The organism is Providencia sp. NPDC089933, from assembly GCF_049545585.1.
GTDB lineage: Bacteria > Pseudomonadota > Gammaproteobacteria > Enterobacterales > Enterobacteriaceae > Providencia > Providencia huashanensis.
In genome coordinates this window covers 39,617-63,312 of record NZ_JBMWDT010000020.1, presented here as the reverse complement: position 1 = coordinate 63,312, position 23,696 = coordinate 39,617, and the positions used below count along the sequence as shown (strand labels likewise).

Sequence of the window (23,696 nt, the reverse complement as noted above, 5' to 3'; positions counted from 1 at the left end):
AGGAGTAATTATACATGAGAAACAAATTTAATTACAGCGCTGTGCATAAAAACGTCATGCGTGATCGGGATAATCGCTCGGTCACTGAGCAGGGAGCTAAGGCGCTCAGGTCAGCATTGGAAGATGCAAAACTACGGCTTGAGCATCGTCAGGAAGTTACGGGAGGGAAGCGGCATGAGTAACGTTGCATACGCTGATTTTGGCAACCAACGACGGCAAGAGAGGCCTACAGTGGCAGATCTTGATAATGGATACACCAGGATAGCAAATGAGCTCTTAGATGCGATTATGCTAGCTGGGCTCACTAAGCACCAATTACTTATTGTCATGGCTGTATGGAGGAAAACATATGGCTTTAACAAAAAAATGGATTGGGTAAGCAATCCTCAGTTAGAAAAGATGACCAGGCTAGACAGCACCAAATGCTCGACAGCTAAAAATCAATTAATCCGCATGAAAGTCTTTATCCAGGAAGGTAGAAAAGTTGGAATGAATAAAGATATTTCTGACTGGAATACTGACATTGACCAAAAGAGTAAAACATTTACCGAAACGGTAAAGAAAAGCTTTACCAAAACAGTAAAAGAGGTTTTACCGAAACGGTCAACCACAAAAGACAATATTACAAAAGACAATAAAGACAATATCCCCCTTACCCCCGAGGGGGAAAATATCGCTCTCGAAATTCTTGATTATTACAACCAGCTAACCAACTCCAAGTTTCAATCTACAGCTCCAATTTTGAAAGCTCTCAACACTGTTAAGTCAAAAGGTGAATGTTATACGCCTGACGAAATAAAACTGGTGATGAAATGGGCTGTTAAGACCTGGACTAAAGGGAAGGATTTAAAGCCTCAGAATTTATGCCGCATGACCAGGTTCGATGGTTACTTGTCTGACGCTTTGAAATGGAAAAATCGTGAAGGCATTAACCCAGTTGATTGTCCACACGAAGAGCTGATTAAAATTTGGAATAGATATATCCCTGAGAGAGCAATTGAGCTCCATGAATGGACGCCTCGCAGGCCTGCATACAAAGACCTGGAAGCTGTTTGGAATGGCAAGACAAACAAGGGGCAATGGAGAGAGATACAGCACATGGACACTTGCTTTAGGTTGATTTCGCAATCAAGCCATTTCACTAACCTGGGTGAAAAGGGGTATTTAACCCTGGATTGGATCTTGACTCCAGCCAGGTGGTCTCAAACCTACGAGCAAGCTAAGCGTGAATATGCAGAGCGTAAAAAAGGAATTTAACATGAACAATAAGTTTTGTGATTTATACGCTGAAAGATCGGTTATTGGTGGAATTTTAAATGCTACTGGTGAGCATGTAGACCTGGCAACTAGCGCAATAGAAACGCTATCTGAGGATGACTTTACTGCTGTTAGCAATAAATTGATTCTCCGCTCTATGAAGCGAATGAACCAGGCAGGCGCGAAGATTGACCTGATTATGGTTAACAGTGAGCTTGAGCAATGCGGGGATAGCAAAAACAGTGGCGGCTTCCCATACTTGGCTGAATGCGCTAAAGACTTGCCTAGTATCCACATGTTGCCTGGGTATGTTGAAAAAGTTAAACAGCTATCTCTAGCCAGGGGAACGATATCAATTCTTCAAGATGGTATATCCAGGATAAATGAGTCTGGGGTAAATCATGTTCACGATATTGCTGGGCAAATTCAGGAAGAAATATCCAACGTTAGTAATAACCAGATTACTGAGACGCAACACATCATGTCAGGTGTTGAAGAGTCGCTATCGATTATTGAGTCGATGATCAGCGGTGATATTTGGAAGTATAAAACCGAGTTCGGATTGCAAGACATTGACCAGGCTTTCGGTGGTTTCAATAACACTGATTTTATTGTTATCGGCGGTCGCCCTGGTATGGGTAAAACAATGCTTAGTACCACGATAACAAAATCGGTTGGCTTAGCAAAATCTAAACCTGTTTTGTTCTACAGCTTGGAAATGCCGTCCTGGCAAATATCTGAGCGTGTCGCATTTCATCATGCCAGGGTGGATAAGGAATCAATTCTCGGCAAAGAGAAATCTAAAATGAACATGGATGAGGCCTGGGCTCGTTTATCTAGTTCATTAGCTGAAATTAAAGACTCTCCAATTTACATCAATGATAAGCCATCAATGAGCATTCATGAAATCCGAGCTGATGCCAGGAGAATGAATAAACAAACTGGTGGCCTAGGGGTGATCATCGTTGACTACCTTCAAAAGATGAAAATGACAAACCCAGAGAATATGAATCAATCAGTTGGTGAAATAGCCACGGGGCTAAAGAATCTGGCCAAAGAACTAAAATGTCCAGTTATTGCCCTGGCACAATTAAACCGCAACCTGGAGCAGAGAACCAACAAACGTCCTGGTAATGCTGACTTGAGGGAGTCAGGAGTTATTGAACAAGAAGCAGATGTTATTTTCATGATTTATCGGGATGAGAAATATAACCCTGATACTGAACTGAAAGGAATAACAGAGGTTATCTGCACAAAATCACGGCACGCACCAGGTGCAGAAAAAACCTATTACTTCACTAACACTCATGGTGGTTTAGATACGGCAGATTTAAGCCGAGCATTTATGGATCGCTACAGCGATGCCGACATCGAGTGTTAACACACCAAATCATAAGGACTTCTAGATGAAAGCAATATCAATTCGTCAGCCTTGGGCGTGGCTTATAGTCAATGGTCATAAGGACATTGAGAACCGAAGCTGGCGCACAAAATACCGAGGCGAAGTATTAATTCATGCATCTCAAGGCGTTAAAACTATTGAATATGTTAGAGCATCCACACTGGCTAACAGGTTAGGAATAACACTTCCAGAAATCGACGCATTTGATACAGGCGGTATTGTTGGTATGGCCACGATTATTGATTGTGTAGAGCAAAGCGAATCACCTTGGTTTTTCGGTGAAAAAGGTTTCGTATTAGCTGATGCAAGGCCGCTTGAGTTTATCCAAATGAAAGGGAAATTAAGTTTCTTTGAAACAGGGATTGAGCCAGAGGGAATTAAGCGAGGTGTTGAGTGATGAAAGGAACAACGTTAACGGAGGGAGGTATCTAATGCAGGGAACTAATTGGAAAGATAGCAAATGTCATTTTTGCAATTCAGATAAGTTAGAAGTCATGCAGCTGTGCAATAACACATTTGTTTATTGTAGAAACTGTGCAGCAAGAGGACCAATTGCTATGACTGACGAGTCGGCTGTTATTTTGTGGTTAAAAGGAGGTAAGGATGCAGGGAACTAATTGGGTTAAGGTGAGTGAGAGATTGCCAACTGAAGGCGAACCGGTAATTGTTGGCTATGGTGAACATATCCAGAACATAACATATGAACTAATTTCATGCGGTGTTGACTGCGAAGAACTTAGATGGATACCACACAATAACAGCGACTATGATTCGGCTCCACTGGAAACATTCGACTACTGGATGTACATCAAAGACCTGCCACTCCCACCAATGCCAGAGGGTGAATGATGAGGTACTACAAACAATATCCAGTAACGTTTAAGCATTTTCTTCACAGGCCTACATGGGCGGCAACAGCGGGATATGATTTTAATTTCATTGACTGCATGGCGTATGTTGCAGATTCCTATAGTGAATATATGAAAACTCGTGATTGGTTATTTTGGCTAGATAGTGAGATTAGAGAGCTACCTATGACTCTATTGATGTTGTTTTTCATGCTATCAATTGCGCTATCAACGCCATTTCTTTACCCGTTCTACAGCATAGTAACTTACATAAATTGCAAGCGAAGCGAGAAAGATGAAATAACAGAAATTGTTGATACAAACATTTCAGTTTGGCTGCGTGATTTTGATAGGCGAGGATAGTTATGAACGAACTCAAGAAATGACCTAAATGTGAATCAACAAAAGTTGGTGTCGCCAAAAAACTGAAATTCCCAATGTGGTTTGTGATTTGTCATTGCTGTGAATATCTAGGCATGGCGCAACCATCAGAGCAGGAAGCAATCGCGGCATGGAACAGGAGAGATAACAGTGAGTGATGGAATAATACATATCAGCCGCTATCGAATGTATCGGCTTAGATTAAATGACGGTCGATATATTTACATGTCATGGCATCCGTATTGCGGTCCTACTATTTTCAAAGACAAATACGAAACACGATGGATTGAAAATTGGTACGAAGATGAGCAAATTGTTGATGCTGTAAATTGGTTCGTTAACCGAGGCAAGAAAGCATAGGGGGTTAAATGTCAATAAAGACATACTATCTTAGTAGCAAAAACATCAGACAGAACGCAATCGAAGCAATACAAAACCTACCAATAGATTCAGCCAAACCATACGAAGTCAAACTCTCCGAACCCAAACGAACCAAAGCACAAAATGACCGCATGTGGGCAACTCTTGATGATTTGTCTAAGCAAGTCATGTGGCAAGGTCAACGGTACGACAAAGAGGATTGGAAGGATTTAATCACTGTATTGAATAGGCAGGTTAACGGGGAAGCGCAACGTTCAGCAGTGAGCCTTGGCTCTGCTATGGGTCTGGGGGGCGGCATTGTCTATTTTGGTGAACGTACTAGCAAAATGCGGGTGAAGCAAATAGCAGATGTTATCGAATGTGCTCACTGGTTTGGTTCACAAAATGGTGTGAAATTCAGTGATGACGCAAGGCGGGAATTAGAGTGGGCGCAACGCATCGGTGACAAGCAGAAACTCAAGGAGCAGCAAGAGAGATGAAAGCTAGAAATATTTTGGACGCGATACAGTACGGAGCTATCTGGCTATGCACAAGATTCCAACGACCATATTGTAAAGAGTGGGATGACTATCTGAATTACCTTATCGATGAATGCGATGTCGCGGAGGAGAGAGATTGCATAATCACATTCAATGACAGAGGTGAAAAAGTAGATATCTGGAAGGAAAACAAATATTACGCATACGGACACCAATACAAGTTTGGCGAACTTGATGCTTATCAATTCAGACCATCATTTAGAACGATGATTAAGCTATCTAACCTTGTTGATAGTCGCGAGCAGAAACGAGTGGACGCTTTCGTAAGTGAGTTAGTTAAGAAGGTGAAACGATGAACATTATATCAAAAATGGCAATCGCTATGGCGTCATTAGCATCACAGAACGCCTTATGGGCTATTAACCATAGTCGCAGTTGGTACAGCTACCCCACATCAACTAAGCGCATCACAGGTCACGCAAAGATAAACCGAGCAGCCAAGAAGCGGAGGGCTAGAAAGTGAAAGAACCCCACATACACAGACTTCTCACTTACGAAGAAGCAGAAAGACTTTGTGAGCATTACAAGCGACAAGGTTATTCCCCAGTCAAAATACTCAATATCAACCCGAAATATTTCGACGTATCAGTCAACCTACCCACCCAAAAATGGCTCAAGCCAACACCTCGAACAATGATTAATAGGATGTGGAGATGAATAAAAACAATCGCCCAACGTACAAAGATACATTTCATAAGCCTATGTTTAACTTTGACCTGTTATTCACATACGGAAAATTTGTTTTGATTTGGTCTGTATTTGCTTTAGTGGCGGGTTTAATTGTGGAGGTAATACGTTGACATGGCACTAAAACGCGATAAATACGATATTGTATTTTCGCAGCTAGTCAGGGAACGAACAGATTACGAATGCGACTACTGCGGAAGACACTTTAGACACGAACCTTCAAAACTTCACTGCTCCCATTTCAAATCACGACGACACAAAGCAACTCGATACCATCCTCTTAATGCTTTCTCTCACTGCGCTGGCTGCCACCGAAAACTAGGCGAAGACCCACACGAATTCAATGCTCATGCTGTTATCACTTACAGCGAGATGACTATTGATAGCGTGGCTCGTTTAGCAGGAACGGCAGTGAAGTTAAAACCATGGCAGATGGATGATTTATATCAGCACATGAAAGGTGAGCTTAAACGGCTTCAGGAGCTGCGTAGTGAGGGTGTAACAGGTCGGATTGAGTTCACGTTACCAGATTGGTATCAGCATGGCATAACTTATCAGATGGGGGATATGTGATGACTGATAAATACAAAAATCTTCGCGTTGCAATAGCGGTGGCCAGAAGAAAATCAAGAGAATCACTTCATCGAGCCAAATTTAGTGTTATTCAGCTTCCACTAGGAAACCTAGCTGTTGTGAGAACTTTTGATGCACAACAAAGAGGAAAGTCGATTGTTTATTCAGTCGGTTGCGACAGGTATCACACAGTATTGCCGGAGGTAAGATGAGCTACATCGGAGAGAAAGAGTTAACGAAGGAACAATTCGACTGGCTTAACGGGTGGCTTGAATTGTGGGGTGCTTGGGTTCACTCAGGGCGATTGAATGTACGTATGATAAACATGATTTATAAATTTATGCGAACAGTAGAGCCAAACAGTACACCATCCAGACCAATGTGCAGTGACGATGAAGGAATGTTGATTTCTCAGGTCGTAGATTCAATCATCGCCACTGACGAGCAGGCTTATAAAATATTGCTCAGCTATTACGCTCATGGGGCATCCAAGCTTTCGATAGCATCTTACTATCATAAGGTTGCAAATCCCCGCAAAATGAACACAAGGTCAGGAGGAAAAGTAAAGGTTCCATCATTGCGAACATGCCGAAGAGAAGTTGACGAAAAACTGAAAGCTTGCCAGTGGTTATTATACGAACCTCTTCGAAATGCAATGAACAGTCGCAAACGTGTAGCTAAAGTTAGAAAAATAACTGAACTTTGCTATTGACAGTAATGACCAAATGGACAATACTTATCAGGTAAGCTGCCTTAACTGTTCTTAGGTTGGCTTAACCACATAAAGTACTCCCATATATAGCCCACGTTGCTCGATACAGCGTGGGTTTTTTTATTGCCAAAATTCCAACCTGTAAGTAATCCTTACAAGTTCAAATTCAAGAGGTCGCCTAGTGCGGCCTTTTTTCGTATACGCCGCCACAGAATTCTAATCACACACACTTAATTGACGCATAGAGATTGTGCGCGGCTATCTATTAACTAAATTCCTCCACCAAGGAGGCGGTATGGCACGAATGGATGATAAAGACCTAAAAGTCGGTGCAACCGCATGGGGTGTCATATTGGCTATCTCACTGTATGGCGGTTTAGCGCGTTACATAATTGACAGTAAGAGGAATGGTTATCCGTTCAGTTGGTTCGGGGCATTGTCTCAGATGGCGGTATCAGGGTTCACTGGTGTGCTTGGTGGGCTAGGTGCTTTAGAGTCAGGCGCTTCAATGTACATAATTCTATTTGCAGCTGGCATGGCTGGCGCAATGGGGTCAGTGGCTCTTGATTTCTTTTGGGCTAAATATACAGGCGGTAGGAAATGAGCAATTTTAAATTCAGCCAGCGAAGCGAAAACAATCTCAAGGGAGTTAACCCTGACTTAGTGAAAGTTATTCGTCGCACTCTGGAAATAACACCTGTCGATTTCATTGTCATTGAAGGTCTACGAACTCAAGAGCGACAACAGCAATTGGTTGCAGAAAAGAAATCACAAACTATGCACAGTCGTCACTTGACAGGTCATGCAGTAGACATTATCCCCGTGAATACTAAATGGCAGATTGATGAGTTTAAGCCGCTACTGAAAGCAGTTAAGCAAGCTGCTGATGAGTTAGGCGTTAAATTGCGTTTCGGCATCAACTGGAAGAATGACCCATCACTACCAATTGAAACTAAATTCATTGATGCGCCTCATGTTGAGATTCCAGCATGACAACGCTAACCAAAGTCTTGGTCGGTGCTTGCGCCATCCTAGCTTTCTGGCTTTGGTGGGTAATGGGTAGTTACGGTGACCTGAAAGGTGATTACTCAACATTAAAGGATAAATTCAGTGAGCAAGTAGCTATCACCGCAGACTACGAAAAGCGCATTAACTCCCTTCACGAACTCGACACCAAACACACAACGGAACTCACAAATGCAAAAGCTGAAATTGATAAGTTGCGTATTGCTGCTGAGCGTAATCCTGAGTGGGTGTACATCAGAGCCAGTTGTCCTAAAGCCGAAGGCACTAGCCCCCCCGGCTTGGATGATGCAATCACCGCCCGACCTACTGACTCCGCTATCCGAAATTATTGGTTACTTAGACAACGAATCGCAGAATCCAAGCAAATGATACTTGGCTTGCAGGATTACATTAGAACGGAGTGTTTAAAATGAGTCAGACTTTAGGTCAAAAGTTAGTTGGCGTTAGTTTCAACCCTAGCGGAAATATCATTGTTGATGCTGTAAAGCAAAATGCAGCAGATACAATTGATTTAATTCAGGACAGCATGCAAAGAGCCACTTCAGAAGAAGCCTTAATGATTCACAATGAGGCCATTCGTCGCATTATGGATGCTCAAATGTGGGCGGTAAAAGCTATCACTTGGAAAGATTAACTCAAGATAAAGAATGAAGCCCCTGTAAACGACGCAGGGGCTTAGTTATATAAAGATAAAAATGTAAATGCGGTAGCATCTGCCACCAATAGTAAGCTTAGTTAATGATTTATAAATGTACAATATATATAGTCAAATAATAACTATCCCCTGATTTCTCAGAGGCTTTTTAATATCTACGGGAGAAATACCTATCGTGGCAGCACAATGTTTCGATAAACCAGAACAATTTCGAGATGAGTTTGATAAAAGCATTCCGAAAGAATAAAAAAAAAGCCTCTGTAAGCTGAGGCATAAAAATTCGGAATGTTTATTACTAGTTCTATGAATAGCCCAAATGTCGTAAGGGCGTGCGCATAATATCAACATAAGTAAAATAATCTAGGCGAAAATTGTTACAGAATACGGAAAGGAGTTTTTAAGAACGAGTAATATCGCAATAACACCAGAGCAAATCAAGGCTCTTAATGGTAGCAAGGTATGAAAACAGGGACATTGCAACTATCAATTTCAGTGAAATTCAATCATTAATTAGCAAGCCAAAAGAAAGGCATGTCTTTGGATTTAGATGGCGCAAATAAAACAACGAGTCTCCAATTAGGGGGCTTTTTAATACCTAAAGGAGCATTAAATGGTTAATTTTGGAAAAGCACTAGAAGCTGTCAAGGCAGGAAAGAAAATCTCTCGCTCAGGGTGGAATGGTAAGGGCATGTTCCTTTTTATTGTTCCTGCTGATGCTTGGGGTTTCGAGTGTGATATTGAAGGTGTGGATGAATTAGAGACATCTTGCTTCATTTGCATGAAAACCGCAGACAACAAACTAGTGCCTTGGTTGGCTAGTCAGTCGGATGCGTTGGCGGAAGACTGGGTAATTCACGAATAGTAACAATAGACCTTGTATTGCAGGGTCTTTTTAATTAAGTAGCCCTACACAGATAAGGTAACTAAATGACTACGATTACAGCGCAACAAAATATGAGGCTTGAGATTCTTCGCCATGTGATGAATGACACTGCTGCTGCTCAAGCTGCTATTGACTTCATCCAAGACGACGAGCTTAAGTTTGAGTTATTCAGGGATCAATGGAAGCACGCAGGCTCTGAATGTTCATCGGTATCACGAGCACAGAAAGCGGTTCAAATGTGCAAAGAAGCAGAGCTGCTATTTCCAAAATAGTTAATTACACAGCTCATTTACGAGTGGGCTGGATAATTGATTAAGGGGGATATATGGCAGATGATTTAAATGAGCAACAAACAAGATTCTGCCAAGAGTACATTATCGATTTAAACGGTACTCAGGCAGCAATTAGGGCTGGGTATAGTGAAAAGTCAGCCGCACAGATAGCAAGTGAAAACCTTAGAAAACCTCATATTAGAGCGCAAATAAAGAAGTTAGCAGCAGAGCGTAATGAGGCTGTTGGTCTAAGTTCTCAGTTTGTCATCGAGGGAATAATTAAAAATATTCGTCGGTGCGAACAAGGAGAGAAGGTTACTTATCCAAATGGTGATCCTGTTCTGCATGAAACAGACGATGGAGAGTTAAACGCTGTTTATCGCTATGATTCATCAGCAGTGCTAAAAGGCTATGAGCTTCTAGGTAAGCACCTCAAGCTATTCACTGACAAGGTAGAGCATTCTGGCTCAATTGAAACAATGTCAGACGAAGAATTAAATGCAAAGTTGGCGAGGCTAATAAATGGATCAGTTAAGTCGTGACCAGAAAATAGAGCTTATCGCTTTAATTGAAGAAAAAGCCCGCCGCGCAAATGTCTATCGCTACAAAACCTATTACGAAACTCGTTACCCTTGGCAGAAGAAATTCATTGCACTAAGTATTGAATATTCACAGGTCGCATTAATTGCAGCCAACCGTGTTGGTAAGACTGACACTGCTACCTATATCGACGCCATTCATGCAATGGGTGATTATCCTGATGATTGGGAAGGGTATAAGTTCGAACATGCTCCGCTTATCTGGTGCCTTGGTTACTCTGGTGAAAAATGTAGAGACTTATTACAAGCGCCTATCATTGGCAGGAAAACAGATAACGGCTGGCAAGGTGGATTGATCCCTAGTGAGTTAATTGTCGATACTGAACCAATGGCTGGCACACCTAACGCTGTTCGTTCTGCGTACATCAGACATAAATCAGGTGACTTAGCAAAGATTCAATTCTGGTCATACTCACAAGGCCAGCACGCATTAATGGGTGATAGCGTTGATTGGTTTCATATCGATGAGGAGCCAAAAGACCCTACCATTTATCCGCAGGTGTTAACTCGTACTGCAACAGGCGATAAAGGTCGCGGTGGTCGTGGCATTCTGACGTTTACACCAGAGAACGGTAGGACTGATTTAGTTATCGGCTTTATGGATAATCCTTCCGCAGCTCAAACGTGTATGAATGTTGGATGGGATGATGCGCCACACTTGAGCGAAAAAGTTAAAACTGAGTTGCTGGCTTCATTCCCACCTCATCAGCGTGATATGCGAACCAAAGGTATCCCGATGCTTGGTCATGGTCGTATTTATGACTTAGGCGAGGATTACATTAAGTGTGACCCGTTCCCTATCCCTGAGCATTGGGCTGTCATTGATGGCATGGACTTTGGTTGGGATCACCCTCAAGCGCACATACAGCTAGCTATCGATTTAGATAATGATGCCTATTACGTTACTAGGGCATGGAAGGCTAGTAAGACTTCACCTGCTGAAGCGTGGGGGGCTGTAAATAAGTGGGCTAAAGATATTCCTACCGCGTGGCCTCAAGATGGATTGCAAACTGAAAAAGGGTCTGGGTTACAGCAAAAAGAATATTACGAAGATGCGGGGTTTAAGATGCTTAATGACCCTGCTCAGTGGCCTGATAAATCACGCTCTGTTGAAGCTGGTCTATTTGAAATATACGACTTAATGAGAACAGGGCGATTTAAAGTTTTCCGTGGGTTGCGTGATTGGTTTGAAGAATACAACTTCTATCACCGCGACGAGAAAGGAAAGATTGTTAAAACTCGTGATGACTTACTTGATGCCACTCGATACGCCTACATGATGCGCCGATTTGCAAAACGCTTTGGCGAGATAGGAAAAGTTAAGCAGCGAGTAATTCCCGCACCGATTAGGCCGATTAGGAGATCATAATGGTCGATAGAAACGAGCGGCTTGAGAAAATACTTCGCAAATTCGACCTCGATTACTCTGCATCTGAAAATGCCAGAACGGAGGCGAGAAACGATTTATTCTTTAGTCGCGTTAGTCAGTGGGATGATTGGCTTGAAAGCTACGTCACATTGCAATACCGAGGTCAGTTTGATGTAGTGCGCCCAATGGTGCGTAAGCTCGTCGCTGAGATGCGCAAGAATCCTATTGAGGTTCAGTATCGACCAAAGGATAACGCGCCAGCTGATGCCGCTGATATTCTTATGGGCATGTATCGAACTGACATGCGAAACAATAGCTCAAAGATTGCCGTTAACGTGGCAGTAAGAGAGCAAATCGAATGTGGTTACGGTGCTTGGCGACTCGTCACTGAGTATGAGGATGATAACCCAACTAGCAATAATCAGATTATCCGACGAGTTCCGATGCATGAGTCTTGCACTCACGTTATCTGGGATTGCAACGCCAAGGCAATGGATAAGTCTGACGCGAAGAATTGCACGATCATTCACGCGATGAATATTGATGGGTGGGAAGCGTTCGCAGAACAGTACGGGCTTGACCCTGATATTCAGCCATCATTCCAATCACCTAACAATGATTTATTGTTCACTTGGTCGAGTGGGAAAACAATTCATATCGCTGAGCATTACGAAGTTGAGGAAAAGAAAGAGTTAGTGTTTGTTTATCGCGACCCGCTAACTAATGATCTTCAAACTTACTCGGCAAAAGAAGCGAAAGAAAAGATTGATGAACTGGCAAATGCTGGTTATCAAAAGGTAGGTGAGCGCAGGGTTAAAAAACGCAGAGTCTACAAGTCAATCATCACTAACACTGGCATTCTGAAAGATAAGATGCCAATAGCTGGCGAGCACATACCAATTGTTCCTGTGTATGGCGAGTGGTCATTCTTTGATGATAACGAGTTATACGAAGGGGTTGTTAGGCTATCGAAAGATGCTCAACGTCTGCGTAACTTCATCTTATCAAAAGCTGCTGATACAGCAGCAAAATCACCGAAGAAAAAGCCGTTTTTCTATCCTGAGCAGATAGAAGGCTATCAGTCGATGTATACAGGAGATGACGATTATCCATTTTATTATCTCAATAAAACAGATGAGAACGGAGCAGACCTACCTCCATCTCCCGTTGCATATATGGAGAATGCTGAAGTATCACAAGCGGACACTCTACTACTTGAAGTAGCCACTCAAGCAGCAAAAGAAACGGCTCGTGTTGGCGTCGACGTTGAAGCGGCTAATGGTCAAACGGCATTTGATACCGTTAATCAACTCAATAGTCGCATCGACCTAGAAACCTATGTGTTTCAGGATAATTTAGCTATAGCAATGCGCCGTGATGGTGAAATTTACGCATCAATTGCTGCTGAGATATACGACACCAATCGAACAGTAACAACAACCTCAGAGGATGGAAGCGAAAACCAGATTGATCTTATGCAGGAAGAATTAGACTTCCGCAAAGGTGAAATGATTGTTCGAAATGATATCCGAGGCAAGTACGAAACATTTACTGATGTTGGACCATCTTTCCAATCACAAAAAGATGCTGCTAGGGCTGAGATAGGCGAGCTTATCGTTAAGGTTCCAGTAGAACATCCTATGTGGAATGTCATGATGCTGACGTATGCAAATATGATGGAAGGTAAAGGCGTTGAGTACATCAGAGATTACGCAAACAAGGAATTGATTGTTGGTGGGCTGAAGAAACCAGAGACCGAGGAAGAGCAGCAATGGTTAATGGAGGCTCAGCAAGCAGCACAAAGCAATCAAGACCCTAATGCTATGTTAGCTCAAGCGCAGATCATCGCGGCTCAAGCAGAGCAAACCAAAGCTAATAACGAAACAGCACAAACTCAAATCAAAGCATTTACCGCTCAGCAAGATGCAATGGAGTCTCAAGCTAATACAGTCTATAAACTGGCTCAGGCTAGGAACATAGATGAATCGGCAGTAAGAGAAGTTATTAAACTTCTGAACGAGGTTGCACAACAGCAACAACAAAACATTCCTACCGACAATATCGTCGAGAATAGTCCTCAAACCATGTAAGAGAGTTAAATATCATGAGCACAACCACCGAAATTCAGAATCAGTCTGAAGAGATAATCCTGTCTGGCGATCAGGCGGCGGCATCCGCAGATGGCTTAGTTATCGATAATGCCAACGGTAACGCAGGGCAAGAAGAAGGCTTCGACATTGTACTGAAAGACGATGAGCAACCGCAGGAAGGCAAGCCTAGCAATAACGCAATACAAGCAGCCAAACGTATCGCTCGCAAACGTCAGCGAGAAATTGAGCAGCAAGTAAAAGCAATTGAAAGCGGCGAGCTTCCTGAGCACCTACGTGTTAATCCTGAGTTACCAGCACAGCCTAATATGGATGATTACTTATCCGATGAAGGTCTGGCTAAATACAACTATGACACTCACAGAGCTACAGCCGCATTTAATGCAGATATGCAGAAGTGGCAAATGGACGCTCTTGATGCAAGAAGTAAGGCTGTTGCATCACAGGGTCGTAAAACTCAGGAATATGCACAACAAAGTCAACAAATCGCTAACGCAATGAAGGCGCACTATGATGCGGCTGAAAAACTCAACTTACCTGACTATCAGGAGAAGGAAGATTCTGCATTGCAAGTATTGCCACAAGGTGTTTATGAGGCAGTCGCAACAAACTTCCCAGAGAAATCAGCCGCCATCATTTACTACCTCGGGTCTAACCCTGATAAAGCGCAAGAATTGTTTAGCAAAAACCCTGTTCAGGTCACTATCGAATTAACTCGATTAGCTGATCGTTTAACTCTCAAGCCTCGCGGTACACAACGTTCATCAGCCCCACCTGCCGACGAACCAATTAGTGGTGATGTTTCAGCGACCAATGTCGCAGCATTGCAGAAGCAAATGGACGATGCAGCAAGTAAAGGTGATGTAGAAAAGTACCGCGCTATCAAGGCTAAATTACAAGGAATAAAATAATGGCTTTAAATGAAGGTCAGATCATCACCTATATGGTGGATGAAGTAGTAAATACTATCGAAAACAACTGTCCCATGTCTCAGCGTGTAGGTAAATATACGCCGCCTGCTGGCGATATGCAGCGCTCTCAAAATACTGTCTGGATGCCAGTAGAGCAAGAAGCCCCTACTCAACAGGGTTGGGATTTAACCAATAAAGCGACAGGTATTTTGGAGCTCTCTGTCAAATGCAACATGGGTGTTCCAGATAATGATTTCTTTGGTTTGCGTGCCGATGATGTACGTGATGAAACCTCATTGCGCCGTCGCATTCGTGCATCTGGCTTAAAGCTGGCTAACAACGTTGAGACTTCAATTGCCAAGCAGGCGGCAGACACAGCGTCTTTAGTAGTAACTGATACTGGAGATTTAGCTAATGGCGCAGAAGCTTGGGGCTTTACCGCTAAAGCAGAGTCTCTTATGTTTTCACGCGAGCTGAACCGCAACCAAGGTCTTAGCTATTTCTTTAACCCAGATGACTATCTGAAGGCTGGATATAATTTGGTAGGCAAAGATCTATACGGACGCATTCAGGAAGAGGCTTACAAGTCAGGGACAATTCAAAAGCAAGTTGCTGGGTTTGAAGATGTTCTACGCTCCCCTAAACTGCCAACGTTATTAGCGGCAACTGCCACAGGTGTCACAGTCGATGGTGCGCAGAAGTTCAAGCCTGAGGCATGGAAAGAAGATGTTGACGGAAATCGTGAAAACGTTGATAACCGCACAGCAGTAGTTAAAGTTAGTGACGGAACGGCATTTAAACGCGGCGATAAAATCAGCTTCGCTGGCGTTAAGTTCATCTCTCAGATGGCAAAAGACTTGCTGACACAAGATGCTACGTTTGCAGTGGTTGGTGTTGATGGCAACAACATTACTATCATGCCTAAGCCAATTGCACTTGATGACGCAGCACTGAAGCCTGAAGAGAGAGCATATGCAAACGTCAACACGTCACTAGCAGCAGGTGCGGCAATTAGCGTCCTTAACATTAAAACGTCTAAGACAAATATCTTCTGGGCTGATGACTCAATTACCTTGTTATCTCAACCTATCCCGCTTAACCACGCATTATTTAGCGGAATGAAAACACAGTCATTCAGTATCGACTCTGTTGGCCTGAATGGTGTTGTAGCGTATCAAGGTGATATCTCAACACTAGAAGGTAAGTGCCGTATTGCTGTTTGGTACTCAGCTTGCACTAAAAGACCTGAAGCGGTTGGCGTTGGTCTTACTGGTCAGGCTTAGTCTGGTAATTAGTTAAGGGGGGCTTCGGCTCCCTTTATTTTTTGGAGATGAAACATGATCACCATGCTTTATAAAGCCAATGGGGATGTAAAAATCTGGGGCATGAATCTTCAGATCGCCACTGTCAACGATGATGAAATTGAAGATTATCTAAATGATGGTTGGCATAAAAACCCAAATGATACACAAATCTTGCCAGAGCCAGAGCCAGAGCCAGAGCCAGAGCCAGCAAAGAAACCCGCTACCAAGAAAAAGGCGGTGAAAGATGCAGATAATAACGAAGGGTGAGTTAGTCATCGCAGCACTGCGTAAACTAGGTGTTGCGTCGGATGCCACGCTAACCGATATTGAACCTCAATCATTAGAGGACGGAGTAGTTGATTTAGAGTCAATGATGTATGAGTGGTTTGAAGATGGCGCGGGCATTCATACTGGTTATAAATTCGCTGAGGAAGATACACCAATCGACCAAGGTGATGAGCACGGACTGTATAAGCAAGCTATTAACGCAGTTATCTACAACCTAGCCACCCGCATTGCCCCTGATTATCAAATCACACCGCTTGATAAAGTCATTACAACAGCACGATACGGCAAAGAAAGATTGATGCGTAGCTGTGCAATGAAACGAGCAAAAGAAGCCAGAGCTCATTATCCAAATGGCTTCCCTATTGGTTCTGGTAATCGCCTAGCAACCATGAACGGATATCGATTCTTCCATAGGAGTAAACCACATGCCAAGGATTCAGATCCCTCTTGCTAGAGGTTTACGCAAAGACCCACACACGGCTGATTATATCGATGGCTTGCCAGTCAATATGCTAGCGACACCGAAAGAAGTATTGAATGCCGCTGGTTATCTTAGGTCATTCCCTGCGCTGGTAAAACTTCGTGATGCTGACGGTATTTCACGAGGCGTTCAATTCAACACGAAAAATAGCGCTGTGTATCGTGTGTGTGGCGGCAAGTTATATCAGGGTGCCAATGCTATCGGTGATATTCAAGGCAAGGATAGAGTATCACTGGCGCATTCTGGGGTGAGTCAGGCGGTCGCTTTTGGCGGTAAATTAAAACTCTATCGTTACGATGGTGAAGTTAAAGAGTTAACTAACTGGCCAGAAGAGGAAATAGTCAAAGAAGGCTATACCCGTGATGTTAAAAAGTGGACTCACAAAGCTGGAAATGATGATTTCGTATCACTGACTAAAGATGATATCGACGGTTCGCTCACTCTGAAGATAACGCCAAAGGCATCAGACGGTGTTGTAGGCGAAGTTATTGAGATACCCGAGTATCAATTCGGCGTTAAAAAGTCACAGGATAAACCCGAGACAGAAAAGCCATATTTAACTGATATTATCGTTAATGGATTGAAGCGCATAGGGAATAAACTCACGATTGAATACAAGTTCAATTACGACAAAACAATCCCTGATAACACAGTTAAGCCAACTGATACGACTGAATTTGTAATGACTCAGGAAGTGTTAGAGGTCGTCAATAAATACCCACAGTACGATTTAGGCGAAGTTATAGACGTTGCACGTAATCGTGGGCGTTATATTTGGCTACAAAAGGGCGGCGCTCGTTTTGGTATAACTGACATTGAGGATGAATCAAAGCCTGATAGGTACACGCCTTTTTACACGGCAGAATCCCAGCCTGATGGTATTATTTCTGTCAGTTCTTGGCGCGATATGGTCATCTGCTTTGGCGCTTCGACTATCGAATACTTTTCACTTACTGGCTCTACTTCTGCAACTCAGCCAATTTATGCAATGCAACCATCTTACATGGTGCAAATGGGTATCGCTGGTCGTGATGCTAAATGCAAGTTTGGCGATTCATACGCATTTATCAGCAACCCTGCAAATGGAGCACCGTCTGTTTATTTACTTGGCTCAGGTACTGCTAGCGCCATATCGACGGCAAGTATTGATAAAATTATCCGTAGTTATACCGCTGATGAGCTATTAGGCGCTGTTATGGAGTCGGTTAAATTTGATGGTCATGAACTGGCAATAATCCACTTACCACGCCATACGCTTTGTTTTGATGGAACTGGTAGCCAACAATATCCGCAATGGGGGATCCTGAAAACTGGACTATACGATGAGCCGTACCGCGCTATCGACTTCATGTATGAAGATAATCAGATAACCGTTGGCGATAAAAAGTCTGGCCTAGTTGGTAAGTTAGCTTTCGATAAATCCTCGCAATATGACCAACAAGCCGAACACATTCTCTATACGCCAATGGTTAAAGCGGATAATGCACGAGTGTTTGATTTAGAACTTGAAGCATCAACGGGTGTTGCTCAAATCGCTGACCGCTTATTTTTATCTGCAACTACTGACGGAATAAACTTCGGAAGGGAACAAATGATAGACCAAAACGCGCCATTCCGTTACGACATGCGCGCTATCTGGCGTAGAGTTGGCAGGGTGAGAAAGAATATTGGTTTCAAGATTCGCGTTATCACTAAGTCGCCTGTAACGCTCAGTGACCTGTCGATGAGGGTTGAATGATGGCCAATGAGGAAAGAGATAGTTCATTATCAATTCCAGTTGAGATTAAATCCGCCTATATAGTCCCTGATATTTTGCCTAGTAACTTTAGCGAAACATATCGTCGCATTGTATTAGACGGTGCCGAAGACATGGCTAAGGTTGCTGGACGTGCGAATGAGGCCGGCAACGAAGCATATCAAGCTCAGTTACGAAATGATGAGCAAGATATCATCCTTGACGACCACGAGTTGAGATTGAAATCAGCAGAGGAAACATTAGAGCAGCACGAAGCACAGCTTCAGAATCACGAAACTCGAATCACTGCCGCAGAAGAAAAGATTGTTGAGCATGAGATAAGGCTTAATGAAGCTGAATCACGCTTAGATGACCACGAAGCGCGATTGACGGCAGCCGAGAGTGACATTGACTACCTCGCGGAAAAGGTCGCTGAAATCGACGCTGATTACGTCTCATTGAGTCGTGAAACTACGCAAAATTTAGCCTCTCCGATTTCTGTCAAAGATTCGTACTCTGTTAACGGTGTTCAGGTTGTCGGCGCTCAGGTTACTGGCTTTACTGCCTCAACTGGTACGGCGTCAAAATCTGGCTTCAATGCCAATAAAACTTACAGTATTGGCTCGACATATGACCAGTTAGAAATTCAGGCTCTTGCATCTGATCTCACTGAAACTCGTAAATCCCTTAAAGCGCTGGAAGATATGGCGCGTTCACATGGGTTAATTGATTGAGGTAGTCATGATCACATTCAAACCAACGCGAAATATCGATTTGATTGAAGCAGTAGGCAATCACAAAGATATTATCGCGGGAAGCAATAACGGTGATGGGTTCGATTACAACGCTAACCAGAAATACTTCGAGGTTAATGTTCATGGTCAATTTGGTGGCATCGTGTATTACGAAGAAGTGCAGCCGATGGCGTTTGACTGTCACGCGATGTATTTGCCAGAAGTAAGGGGATTCAGTAAAGACATTGGCCTAGCGTTTTGGAAATTCATTCTCTCAACAACTCATGTTCAATGTGTTACCTCATTCGCTGCTCGTAAGTTTCGGCACGGTCAAATTTACTGCACGATGATTGGCCTTAAACGTGTTGGCACTATCAAAAAGTATTTCAAAGGCGTTGATGACGTCACTTTCTATTCAGCAACTCGCGAAGAATTAGCCGAGTTCATCAGTAAATAACGGAGTTAACAATGGCTATCGGAAATATTTTTGCACTAGGCAGAAAGTTGCATGGTGAAGAACCTCTATTCCCTGAAAAGGGCGGCAAGGGTGGCGGTGGTAGTAGTGGTGCAGGAGAACAGGCCGCAGCAACTAAATACGCAGCAGACCTGCAAAACCAACAATTTGAACGAGTCATGAATGGGCTAGCTCCATTTACTCCGCTTGCTGGCCAGTATATTAATCAGCTTAAAAACCTATCATCTCCCGAAGGTGCTGCTCAGGCTCTTGGGCAATATTACAACTCGCAACAGTTTAATGATTATTCTAATCAGGCGCGTTACCAAAACTTAGCGGCAGCCGAAGCGATGGGCGGACTAGGCTCTACGGCTACAAGCAACAGTCTAGCTTCAATTGCTCCTGCACTCGGTGAAAGTTGGCTGAATAGTCAAATGAACAACTATAACAACCTTGCAAATATCGGGCTTGGTGCGCTTCAAGGTCAAGCGAACGCGGGGCAAACATACGCGAATAATGCTGGCCAGTTGTCTCAGCAAAATGCTGCCCTTGCCGCTGCTAACGCTAATAGACCGTCAGGTATGCAGCAAGCAGTGACTGGTGGTTTAGGCGGTGGTGCTCTTGGATATGGAATTGCTAGCGCTCTAGGTACTTCAACGCCTTGGGGGATGGGTATTGGAGCTGGATTAGGTATTTTAGGGAGTATCTTCTAATGGCGACTTGGAACCAGAATATTAATAGTGGTGGTTTTTTAGGAGGCATAGGTCAAGTTAACGACAATGCACCTAGAGCTATCGATATTAATCCCGCTCTAGGCCTTATCAGAGAAAACAACGACCTTCAACGCTCCGGTGCAAATAATTGGGGGTTGCAAGGTCTTGCTGGATTATCTGGCGTTGCTCAGGTTATGAATGAACAAAAGCAACAAGAACGCCTGAAAGAGTTCCAAGGTAAATGGGGTCAGGCTATGGCTAATAATGACACTAATACCATGAAGGGGTTATTCGCCGAGTACCCTGAGATGGAGGCGCAAATAGGCAAAGGAATGGAAGGCATTAATGCCGATGTTCGAAAGTCCATCAGTGATTTGGCTCTTGGTTACCACGCTGCCGTAGTTAGTGGCAAACCAGAGGAGTTTATCAGAGCAAATGCCGATAAGATGCGTCAGTATGGATTCGACCCGCAAGTAGCACTAAGCATGGCTAAAGAAAATCCAAACGCAGCTAGAGAGTATGCGGTAGGTCTTGGGATGATGGCTGAGGGAAGCCCTGAATTGTTCATCAATAAAATAAATTCTGATGAAAATAGGAAGGTAACAGTTCGCGGTCAAGATGTTAGCGCTGAAACTGCGCGCAGAGGTCAGGATATCAGTGCTGCTACCGCAAGGCGTGGTCAGGATATATCAGCATCTACAGCTCGTAGAGGTCAAGACATGGCAATGCAAAGGTCTGCAGCGAGAGGTGGTGAAAATGAAACTAGAAGCGTCCAGCTTTCAGACGGCAGAACTGTGCAGATAAGTGGTAAGTTACATGGTGCAGGTGCTAATGCTTTTTATGAAGGTGTTGATAATAGTGGGAATACTGTCAGAGTTCCTGCAAATGCAATTGCAGCGCCAGCTAGTTCATCAGCTAATGCAACAAATTACGCAATGAAAAAAGACATGGATTCTATATTGAGCGCTAAGTCAGATGATTTAGATTTCATGACTGGATTTACTGGTGGAGCTGGAGATCCAGCACTAGGAGCAGATCGCCGTAGTCGTTGGAATGGTGGTGAGCAAAGACAGTTGTATATGGCCGCACAACGCATTCAAGGGCGAATGCAAAATCAGGGTATTGCAGCAGCAAGAGATATGGGTGCAAGTGGAATCAACACTGTGGCTGAGGCTAAAATGTATTTCCAAGGTATGCCACAAGTAGACTATTCGAGCCCTGAAGCTATTCAGCAATCGATAAGGGAAATACAACAATATACTGATAATTATAATAGTCAATATAACGTAAATGTTGGCGGTTCTTATCAACCATCTACACCTAATGTTCAAGGTAATGCTACTCAGCAAAGCGGGAACTACTCAAGTTTATGGGGTGATTAATGGCTAAGCCGTGGAAAGAGGTGATTGCATCGCCTAATTATCAATCTTTATCCAGTGAGCAGAAGGCGGCAGCGCAAGAGCAATACTTCAATGAGGTGGTAGCTCCTCAAGTTGGTGCAAATGTAGAACAAGCACGGCAGCAGTTTTATTCTGCTTATCCTGTCGGAAAGTCGCAATTATCTGATGCGCAAATGGCTAATTTAGATATTCCAACGGATGAAATTTTAGCTTACCACGATGCCAAAAAGCCTAAACAAGCCCCACAAGAAAGGGGAGTTCTGGAAAATATTGGCGACGGGCTGTTAGAAACCGCAAAAGCAACAGCTCAAGCAGGAGTTAACCTTGCTAATATACCAGCCGATATTGGCGATGCTTTTGTGTCTGCTGGAGCTTGGGCTGGTGAGAAGGCTGGCTTGGGTGATGGGACTTACACGCCTTCATCTAGATTTTCACTGCCAGAAGATATGAAGCCACAAACCAGTGAAGGTAAAGTGTTCTCTCAAGCACTGCCATTTTTGGTTAATCCGTCTGGCGTAGCACCAAGAGGAGCAGCTTTGTCAGAGAGAGCAGCTAGAATGCTTTCCGAGAACGTTGTTGGCGTGATGGCTGAAAATGCGGGTAAAAATGGTCAAGGTGATCTTGGTCAGGAGCTTGGTACTGCAACTGCATTAAGCGCCGCTACTAGAGGAATTTTTAATCTTGCTGGAGCTGGGTACAGGGGGGTTAGAGGCGCAATGTCGCCAGAGGCAAGAGAGGCCGTAGAGTTTGCCGAAAGAAACAATGCCCCACTTATGACTACTGATGTTGTTCCAGTTGATGGTAATTTTGCCATGGGCTCAGCTAGAGCTTTGGGTGATAAAATCCCTGTAACTGGAACTGGAGCGGCAAGAAGGTCTCAACAAAAAATAAGGTCTGATCTTGTTGATGATTACGCCCAAAGATTTGGACAGCCTAATCACGATGAAATAATTGCCAGCCTAAACAGGAAAGTTGGGCGTGATGGTTATATTAGGGCTGCTGCTGGTAATAGGCTAAACACCATTATTGATGACATGAATCAGTTAGGTAATATTTCACCACAACGAGCCGTAAATGCACTGGATAACGAAATAAATCATCTTAGTAGGCTAAGAAATGCATCTGACGATGAGACCATACAGCAATTAAGGGTATATAGAGATGAACTCAACACTGGTGGTGACTTTCAACTATTGAGAGACCTGAGAACTAGCTTCAGACAAAGAGTTAGAGGTGAGAGAACAAATCTACCAACGCAATCTGATGCATCAATAGAGAGGGTATACAGAGCGATAACGCAAGATTTGAATAATTTAGTTAGAAACAATCTGGGCGATAATGTGGCAAGGAGATATCATCAATCTGATGCTATTTACGCAAGAGAGGCAGAAAACATAAACAGCACAAGGCTAAAGAATGTTCTAAATAAAGGGGACTTAACTCCAGAGGTTGCTAATAACCTATTATTTAGTAATAAGCCTAGTGAGGTAGCTAGACTTTATAGCTCTTTGGATAATCATGGTAGGCAAACAGCCAGAGCGGCAATAATAGGGAAGGCGTACGAGCAATCAGGCGGTAGTCCCGATAAATTCTTAAATGCTGTAAATAAGCTAAGTAGTCAAACTAGGATATTTTTTAGGGGTGATGAGCGTAGATACCTTAATGGACTTACTAGGTACCTAGACTCAACAAGGCACGCATCAAGGGCTGGGGCGGTTACTCCGACAGGACAAGAGCTTTTACAAGTTGGAATTCCAGCTGGAATTGCCACAGATTTTCTTGGCACTGGCGGTATGGCAACTGCTGCGTTTGGGAGTTATGGTGCGTTAGCTAGGGTGTATGAAAGCCCTAAAATAAGAAACTTTATGTTAAGGCTTGCTAACACGCCAAGAGGTAGCACGGCAGGTGATCGATTAATAAACCAAATACGTCAAGCGGTTGAGTCAATGATTCAAGGGGAAAGAGCTGAGGCATTTAAATGATA

At 43.4% G+C, this 23,696-nt stretch carries 28 protein-coding genes and 1 pseudogene; all 29 read left to right on the top strand.

Features of this window, described 5'->3' with window-relative positions; genetic code table 11:
- Window positions 1-14: 14 nt before the first annotated feature.
- The 29 genes and pseudogenes from ACPEH5_RS20690 (at window position 15) to ACPEH5_RS20550 (ending at window position 23,694) form a co-directional block, all read left to right on the top strand.
- A complete protein-coding gene (locus ACPEH5_RS20690) occupies window positions 15-182 on the top strand; it encodes a hypothetical protein (protein ID WP_423727149.1) in 168 nt (55 codons plus the stop codon).
- Window positions 175-1,257, top strand: a complete 1,083-nt coding sequence (locus ACPEH5_RS20685) for a replication protein (RefSeq protein ID WP_210854897.1) — start codon at window positions 175-177, stop codon at window positions 1,255-1,257. Before ACPEH5_RS20690 ends, ACPEH5_RS20685 begins: the two co-directional genes overlap by 8 nt.
- Window position 1,258: 1 nt before the next feature.
- The gene (locus ACPEH5_RS20680; RefSeq protein WP_210854899.1) at window positions 1,259-2,638 is read left to right on the top strand and encodes a replicative DNA helicase; all 1,380 of its coding nucleotides are present in this window, start codon (window positions 1,259-1,261) and stop codon (window positions 2,636-2,638) included.
- A 25-nt stretch (window positions 2,639-2,663) separates the two neighbouring features.
- Window positions 2,664-3,056: an ASCH domain-containing protein gene (locus ACPEH5_RS20675; protein ID WP_071548398.1), complete on the top strand. Its 393-nt coding sequence runs from the start codon at window positions 2,664-2,666 to the stop codon at window positions 3,054-3,056.
- A 206-nt stretch (window positions 3,057-3,262) separates the two neighbouring features.
- Entirely contained in the window at window positions 3,263-3,508 is a 246-nt protein-coding gene (locus ACPEH5_RS20670; protein WP_281111295.1) for a hypothetical protein, read from the top strand.
- Window positions 3,508-3,870 (top strand): hypothetical protein, encoded by a 363-nt coding sequence (locus tag ACPEH5_RS20665; RefSeq protein ID WP_281111294.1) that lies wholly within the window; start codon window positions 3,508-3,510, stop codon window positions 3,868-3,870. The genes ACPEH5_RS20670 and ACPEH5_RS20665 overlap by 1 nt, the downstream gene beginning before the upstream one ends.
- A gap of 386 nt (window positions 3,871-4,256) precedes the next feature.
- Window positions 4,257-4,748 (top strand): recombination protein NinB, encoded by a 492-nt coding sequence (locus tag ACPEH5_RS20660; protein WP_281111293.1) that lies wholly within the window; start codon window positions 4,257-4,259, stop codon window positions 4,746-4,748.
- A gap of 352 nt (window positions 4,749-5,100) precedes the next feature.
- Complete coding sequence (locus tag ACPEH5_RS20655; RefSeq protein ID WP_272693991.1) at window positions 5,101-5,271, top strand: hypothetical protein; 171 nt, start codon at window positions 5,101-5,103, stop codon at window positions 5,269-5,271.
- Window positions 5,272-5,906: 635 nt separating this feature from the next.
- Complete coding sequence (locus ACPEH5_RS20650) at window positions 5,907-6,068, top strand: hypothetical protein (RefSeq protein ID WP_281111292.1); 162 nt, start codon at window positions 5,907-5,909, stop codon at window positions 6,066-6,068.
- Between the two features lie 208 nt (window positions 6,069-6,276).
- Window positions 6,277-6,780, top strand: coding sequence for an antiterminator Q family protein (locus ACPEH5_RS20645; RefSeq protein ID WP_281111291.1), 504 nt, complete (start codon window positions 6,277-6,279; stop codon window positions 6,778-6,780).
- A gap of 295 nt (window positions 6,781-7,075) precedes the next feature.
- Entirely contained in the window at window positions 7,076-7,384 is a 309-nt protein-coding gene (locus ACPEH5_RS20640) for a phage holin family protein (protein WP_004255358.1), read from the top strand.
- Window positions 7,381-7,773, top strand: a complete 393-nt coding sequence (locus ACPEH5_RS20635) for a M15 family metallopeptidase (RefSeq protein WP_281111290.1) — start codon at window positions 7,381-7,383, stop codon at window positions 7,771-7,773. The genes ACPEH5_RS20640 and ACPEH5_RS20635 overlap by 4 nt, the downstream gene beginning before the upstream one ends.
- The gene (locus ACPEH5_RS20630; protein WP_281111289.1) at window positions 7,770-8,219 is read left to right on the top strand and encodes a lysis protein; all 450 of its coding nucleotides are present in this window, start codon (window positions 7,770-7,772) and stop codon (window positions 8,217-8,219) included. The genes ACPEH5_RS20635 and ACPEH5_RS20630 overlap by 4 nt, the downstream gene beginning before the upstream one ends.
- A complete protein-coding gene (locus tag ACPEH5_RS20625; RefSeq protein ID WP_281111288.1) occupies window positions 8,216-8,440 on the top strand; it encodes a hypothetical protein in 225 nt (74 codons plus the stop codon). Before ACPEH5_RS20630 ends, ACPEH5_RS20625 begins: the two co-directional genes overlap by 4 nt.
- Window positions 8,441-9,074: 634 nt before the next feature.
- Window positions 9,075-9,323: pseudogene (locus tag ACPEH5_RS20620) on the top strand (DUF2829 domain-containing protein); the annotation flags it as partial.
- Between the two features lie 65 nt (window positions 9,324-9,388).
- Entirely contained in the window at window positions 9,389-9,616 is a 228-nt protein-coding gene (locus tag ACPEH5_RS20615; protein WP_281111286.1) for a DUF2560 family protein, read from the top strand.
- 53 nt (window positions 9,617-9,669) lie between these two features.
- Entirely contained in the window at window positions 9,670-10,158 is a 489-nt protein-coding gene (locus ACPEH5_RS20610) for a terminase small subunit (protein ID WP_281111285.1), read from the top strand.
- Window positions 10,139-11,584, top strand: a complete 1,446-nt coding sequence (locus tag ACPEH5_RS20605) for a terminase large subunit domain-containing protein (RefSeq protein ID WP_281111284.1) — start codon at window positions 10,139-10,141, stop codon at window positions 11,582-11,584. The genes ACPEH5_RS20610 and ACPEH5_RS20605 overlap by 20 nt, the downstream gene beginning before the upstream one ends.
- The gene (locus tag ACPEH5_RS20600; protein WP_423727148.1) at window positions 11,584-13,674 is read left to right on the top strand and encodes a portal protein; all 2,091 of its coding nucleotides are present in this window, start codon (window positions 11,584-11,586) and stop codon (window positions 13,672-13,674) included. The genes ACPEH5_RS20605 and ACPEH5_RS20600 overlap by 1 nt, the downstream gene beginning before the upstream one ends.
- Window positions 13,675-13,688: 14 nt before the next feature.
- The gene (locus ACPEH5_RS20595; protein ID WP_281111282.1) at window positions 13,689-14,603 is read left to right on the top strand and encodes a scaffolding protein; all 915 of its coding nucleotides are present in this window, start codon (window positions 13,689-13,691) and stop codon (window positions 14,601-14,603) included.
- Window positions 14,603-15,886 carry a P22 phage major capsid protein family protein gene (locus tag ACPEH5_RS20590; RefSeq protein ID WP_281111281.1) on the top strand — a complete coding sequence of 428 codons (1,284 nt, stop codon included), beginning with the start codon at window positions 14,603-14,605 and terminating at the stop codon, window positions 15,884-15,886. The genes ACPEH5_RS20595 and ACPEH5_RS20590 overlap by 1 nt, the downstream gene beginning before the upstream one ends.
- A gap of 54 nt (window positions 15,887-15,940) precedes the next feature.
- Window positions 15,941-16,174 carry a hypothetical protein gene (locus ACPEH5_RS20585; RefSeq protein ID WP_423727147.1) on the top strand — a complete coding sequence of 78 codons (234 nt, stop codon included), beginning with the start codon at window positions 15,941-15,943 and terminating at the stop codon, window positions 16,172-16,174.
- Window positions 16,152-16,649 (top strand): packaged DNA stabilization gp4 family protein, encoded by a 498-nt coding sequence (locus ACPEH5_RS20580; RefSeq protein ID WP_281111279.1) that lies wholly within the window; start codon window positions 16,152-16,154, stop codon window positions 16,647-16,649. The genes ACPEH5_RS20585 and ACPEH5_RS20580 overlap by 23 nt, the downstream gene beginning before the upstream one ends.
- Entirely contained in the window at window positions 16,621-18,414 is a 1,794-nt protein-coding gene (locus tag ACPEH5_RS20575; RefSeq protein ID WP_281111278.1) for a packaged DNA stabilization protein, read from the top strand. Before ACPEH5_RS20580 ends, ACPEH5_RS20575 begins: the two co-directional genes overlap by 29 nt.
- Window positions 18,411-19,145 (top strand): phage tail protein, encoded by a 735-nt coding sequence (locus ACPEH5_RS20570; RefSeq protein WP_281111277.1) that lies wholly within the window; start codon window positions 18,411-18,413, stop codon window positions 19,143-19,145. The genes ACPEH5_RS20575 and ACPEH5_RS20570 overlap by 4 nt, the downstream gene beginning before the upstream one ends.
- A 7-nt stretch (window positions 19,146-19,152) precedes the next feature.
- Window positions 19,153-19,602, top strand: coding sequence for a DUF2824 family protein (locus ACPEH5_RS20565; protein WP_109911146.1), 450 nt, complete (start codon window positions 19,153-19,155; stop codon window positions 19,600-19,602).
- A gap of 11 nt (window positions 19,603-19,613) precedes the next feature.
- Window positions 19,614-20,312 carry a DNA transfer protein gene (locus tag ACPEH5_RS20560; protein WP_423727146.1) on the top strand — a complete coding sequence of 233 codons (699 nt, stop codon included), beginning with the start codon at window positions 19,614-19,616 and terminating at the stop codon, window positions 20,310-20,312.
- On the top strand, window positions 20,312-21,694 hold the full coding sequence (locus ACPEH5_RS20555; protein WP_281111276.1) for a phage DNA ejection protein: 1,383 nt from the start codon (window positions 20,312-20,314) through the stop codon (window positions 21,692-21,694). Before ACPEH5_RS20560 ends, ACPEH5_RS20555 begins: the two co-directional genes overlap by 1 nt.
- Window positions 21,694-23,694, top strand: a complete 2,001-nt coding sequence (locus ACPEH5_RS20550) for a lytic transglycosylase domain-containing protein (RefSeq protein WP_281111275.1) — start codon at window positions 21,694-21,696, stop codon at window positions 23,692-23,694. Before ACPEH5_RS20555 ends, ACPEH5_RS20550 begins: the two co-directional genes overlap by 1 nt.
- Window positions 23,695-23,696 lie beyond the last annotated feature (2 nt).

Excerpts from the sequence above, each read along its gene's own strand:
- ACPEH5_RS20690 (WP_423727149.1), top strand. The coding sequence starts at position 15 with ATGAGAAACAAATTTAATTACAGCGCTGTGCATAAAAACGTCATGCGT.
- ACPEH5_RS20685 (WP_210854897.1), top strand. The coding sequence starts at position 175 with ATGAGTAACGTTGCATACGCTGATTTTGGCAACCAACGACGGCAAGAG.
- ACPEH5_RS20680 (WP_210854899.1), top strand. The coding sequence starts at position 1,259 with ATGAACAATAAGTTTTGTGATTTATACGCTGAAAGATCGGTTATTGGT.
- ACPEH5_RS20675 (WP_071548398.1), top strand. The coding sequence starts at position 2,664 with ATGAAAGCAATATCAATTCGTCAGCCTTGGGCGTGGCTTATAGTCAAT.
- ACPEH5_RS20670 (WP_281111295.1), top strand. The coding sequence starts at position 3,263 with ATGCAGGGAACTAATTGGGTTAAGGTGAGTGAGAGATTGCCAACTGAA.
- ACPEH5_RS20665 (WP_281111294.1), top strand. The coding sequence starts at position 3,508 with ATGAGGTACTACAAACAATATCCAGTAACGTTTAAGCATTTTCTTCAC.
- ACPEH5_RS20660 (WP_281111293.1), top strand. The coding sequence starts at position 4,257 with ATGTCAATAAAGACATACTATCTTAGTAGCAAAAACATCAGACAGAAC.
- ACPEH5_RS20655 (WP_272693991.1), top strand. The coding sequence starts at position 5,101 with ATGAACATTATATCAAAAATGGCAATCGCTATGGCGTCATTAGCATCA.
- ACPEH5_RS20645 (WP_281111291.1), top strand. The coding sequence starts at position 6,277 with ATGAGCTACATCGGAGAGAAAGAGTTAACGAAGGAACAATTCGACTGG.
- ACPEH5_RS20640 (WP_004255358.1), top strand. The coding sequence starts at position 7,076 with ATGGCACGAATGGATGATAAAGACCTAAAAGTCGGTGCAACCGCATGG.
- ACPEH5_RS20635 (WP_281111290.1), top strand. The coding sequence starts at position 7,381 with ATGAGCAATTTTAAATTCAGCCAGCGAAGCGAAAACAATCTCAAGGGA.
- ACPEH5_RS20630 (WP_281111289.1), top strand. The coding sequence starts at position 7,770 with ATGACAACGCTAACCAAAGTCTTGGTCGGTGCTTGCGCCATCCTAGCT.
- ACPEH5_RS20625 (WP_281111288.1), top strand. The coding sequence starts at position 8,216 with ATGAGTCAGACTTTAGGTCAAAAGTTAGTTGGCGTTAGTTTCAACCCT.
- ACPEH5_RS20615 (WP_281111286.1), top strand. The coding sequence starts at position 9,389 with ATGACTACGATTACAGCGCAACAAAATATGAGGCTTGAGATTCTTCGC.
- ACPEH5_RS20610 (WP_281111285.1), top strand. The coding sequence starts at position 9,670 with ATGGCAGATGATTTAAATGAGCAACAAACAAGATTCTGCCAAGAGTAC.
- ACPEH5_RS20605 (WP_281111284.1), top strand. The coding sequence starts at position 10,139 with ATGGATCAGTTAAGTCGTGACCAGAAAATAGAGCTTATCGCTTTAATT.
- ACPEH5_RS20600 (WP_423727148.1), top strand. The coding sequence starts at position 11,584 with ATGGTCGATAGAAACGAGCGGCTTGAGAAAATACTTCGCAAATTCGAC.
- ACPEH5_RS20595 (WP_281111282.1), top strand. The coding sequence starts at position 13,689 with ATGAGCACAACCACCGAAATTCAGAATCAGTCTGAAGAGATAATCCTG.
- ACPEH5_RS20590 (WP_281111281.1), top strand. The coding sequence starts at position 14,603 with ATGGCTTTAAATGAAGGTCAGATCATCACCTATATGGTGGATGAAGTA.
- ACPEH5_RS20585 (WP_423727147.1), top strand. The coding sequence starts at position 15,941 with ATGATCACCATGCTTTATAAAGCCAATGGGGATGTAAAAATCTGGGGC.
- ACPEH5_RS20580 (WP_281111279.1), top strand. The coding sequence starts at position 16,152 with ATGCAGATAATAACGAAGGGTGAGTTAGTCATCGCAGCACTGCGTAAA.
- ACPEH5_RS20575 (WP_281111278.1), top strand. The coding sequence starts at position 16,621 with ATGCCAAGGATTCAGATCCCTCTTGCTAGAGGTTTACGCAAAGACCCA.
- ACPEH5_RS20570 (WP_281111277.1), top strand. The coding sequence starts at position 18,411 with ATGATGGCCAATGAGGAAAGAGATAGTTCATTATCAATTCCAGTTGAG.
- ACPEH5_RS20565 (WP_109911146.1), top strand. The coding sequence starts at position 19,153 with ATGATCACATTCAAACCAACGCGAAATATCGATTTGATTGAAGCAGTA.
- ACPEH5_RS20560 (WP_423727146.1), top strand. The coding sequence starts at position 19,614 with ATGGCTATCGGAAATATTTTTGCACTAGGCAGAAAGTTGCATGGTGAA.
- ACPEH5_RS20555 (WP_281111276.1), top strand. The coding sequence starts at position 20,312 with ATGGCGACTTGGAACCAGAATATTAATAGTGGTGGTTTTTTAGGAGGC.
- ACPEH5_RS20550 (WP_281111275.1), top strand. The coding sequence starts at position 21,694 with ATGGCTAAGCCGTGGAAAGAGGTGATTGCATCGCCTAATTATCAATCT.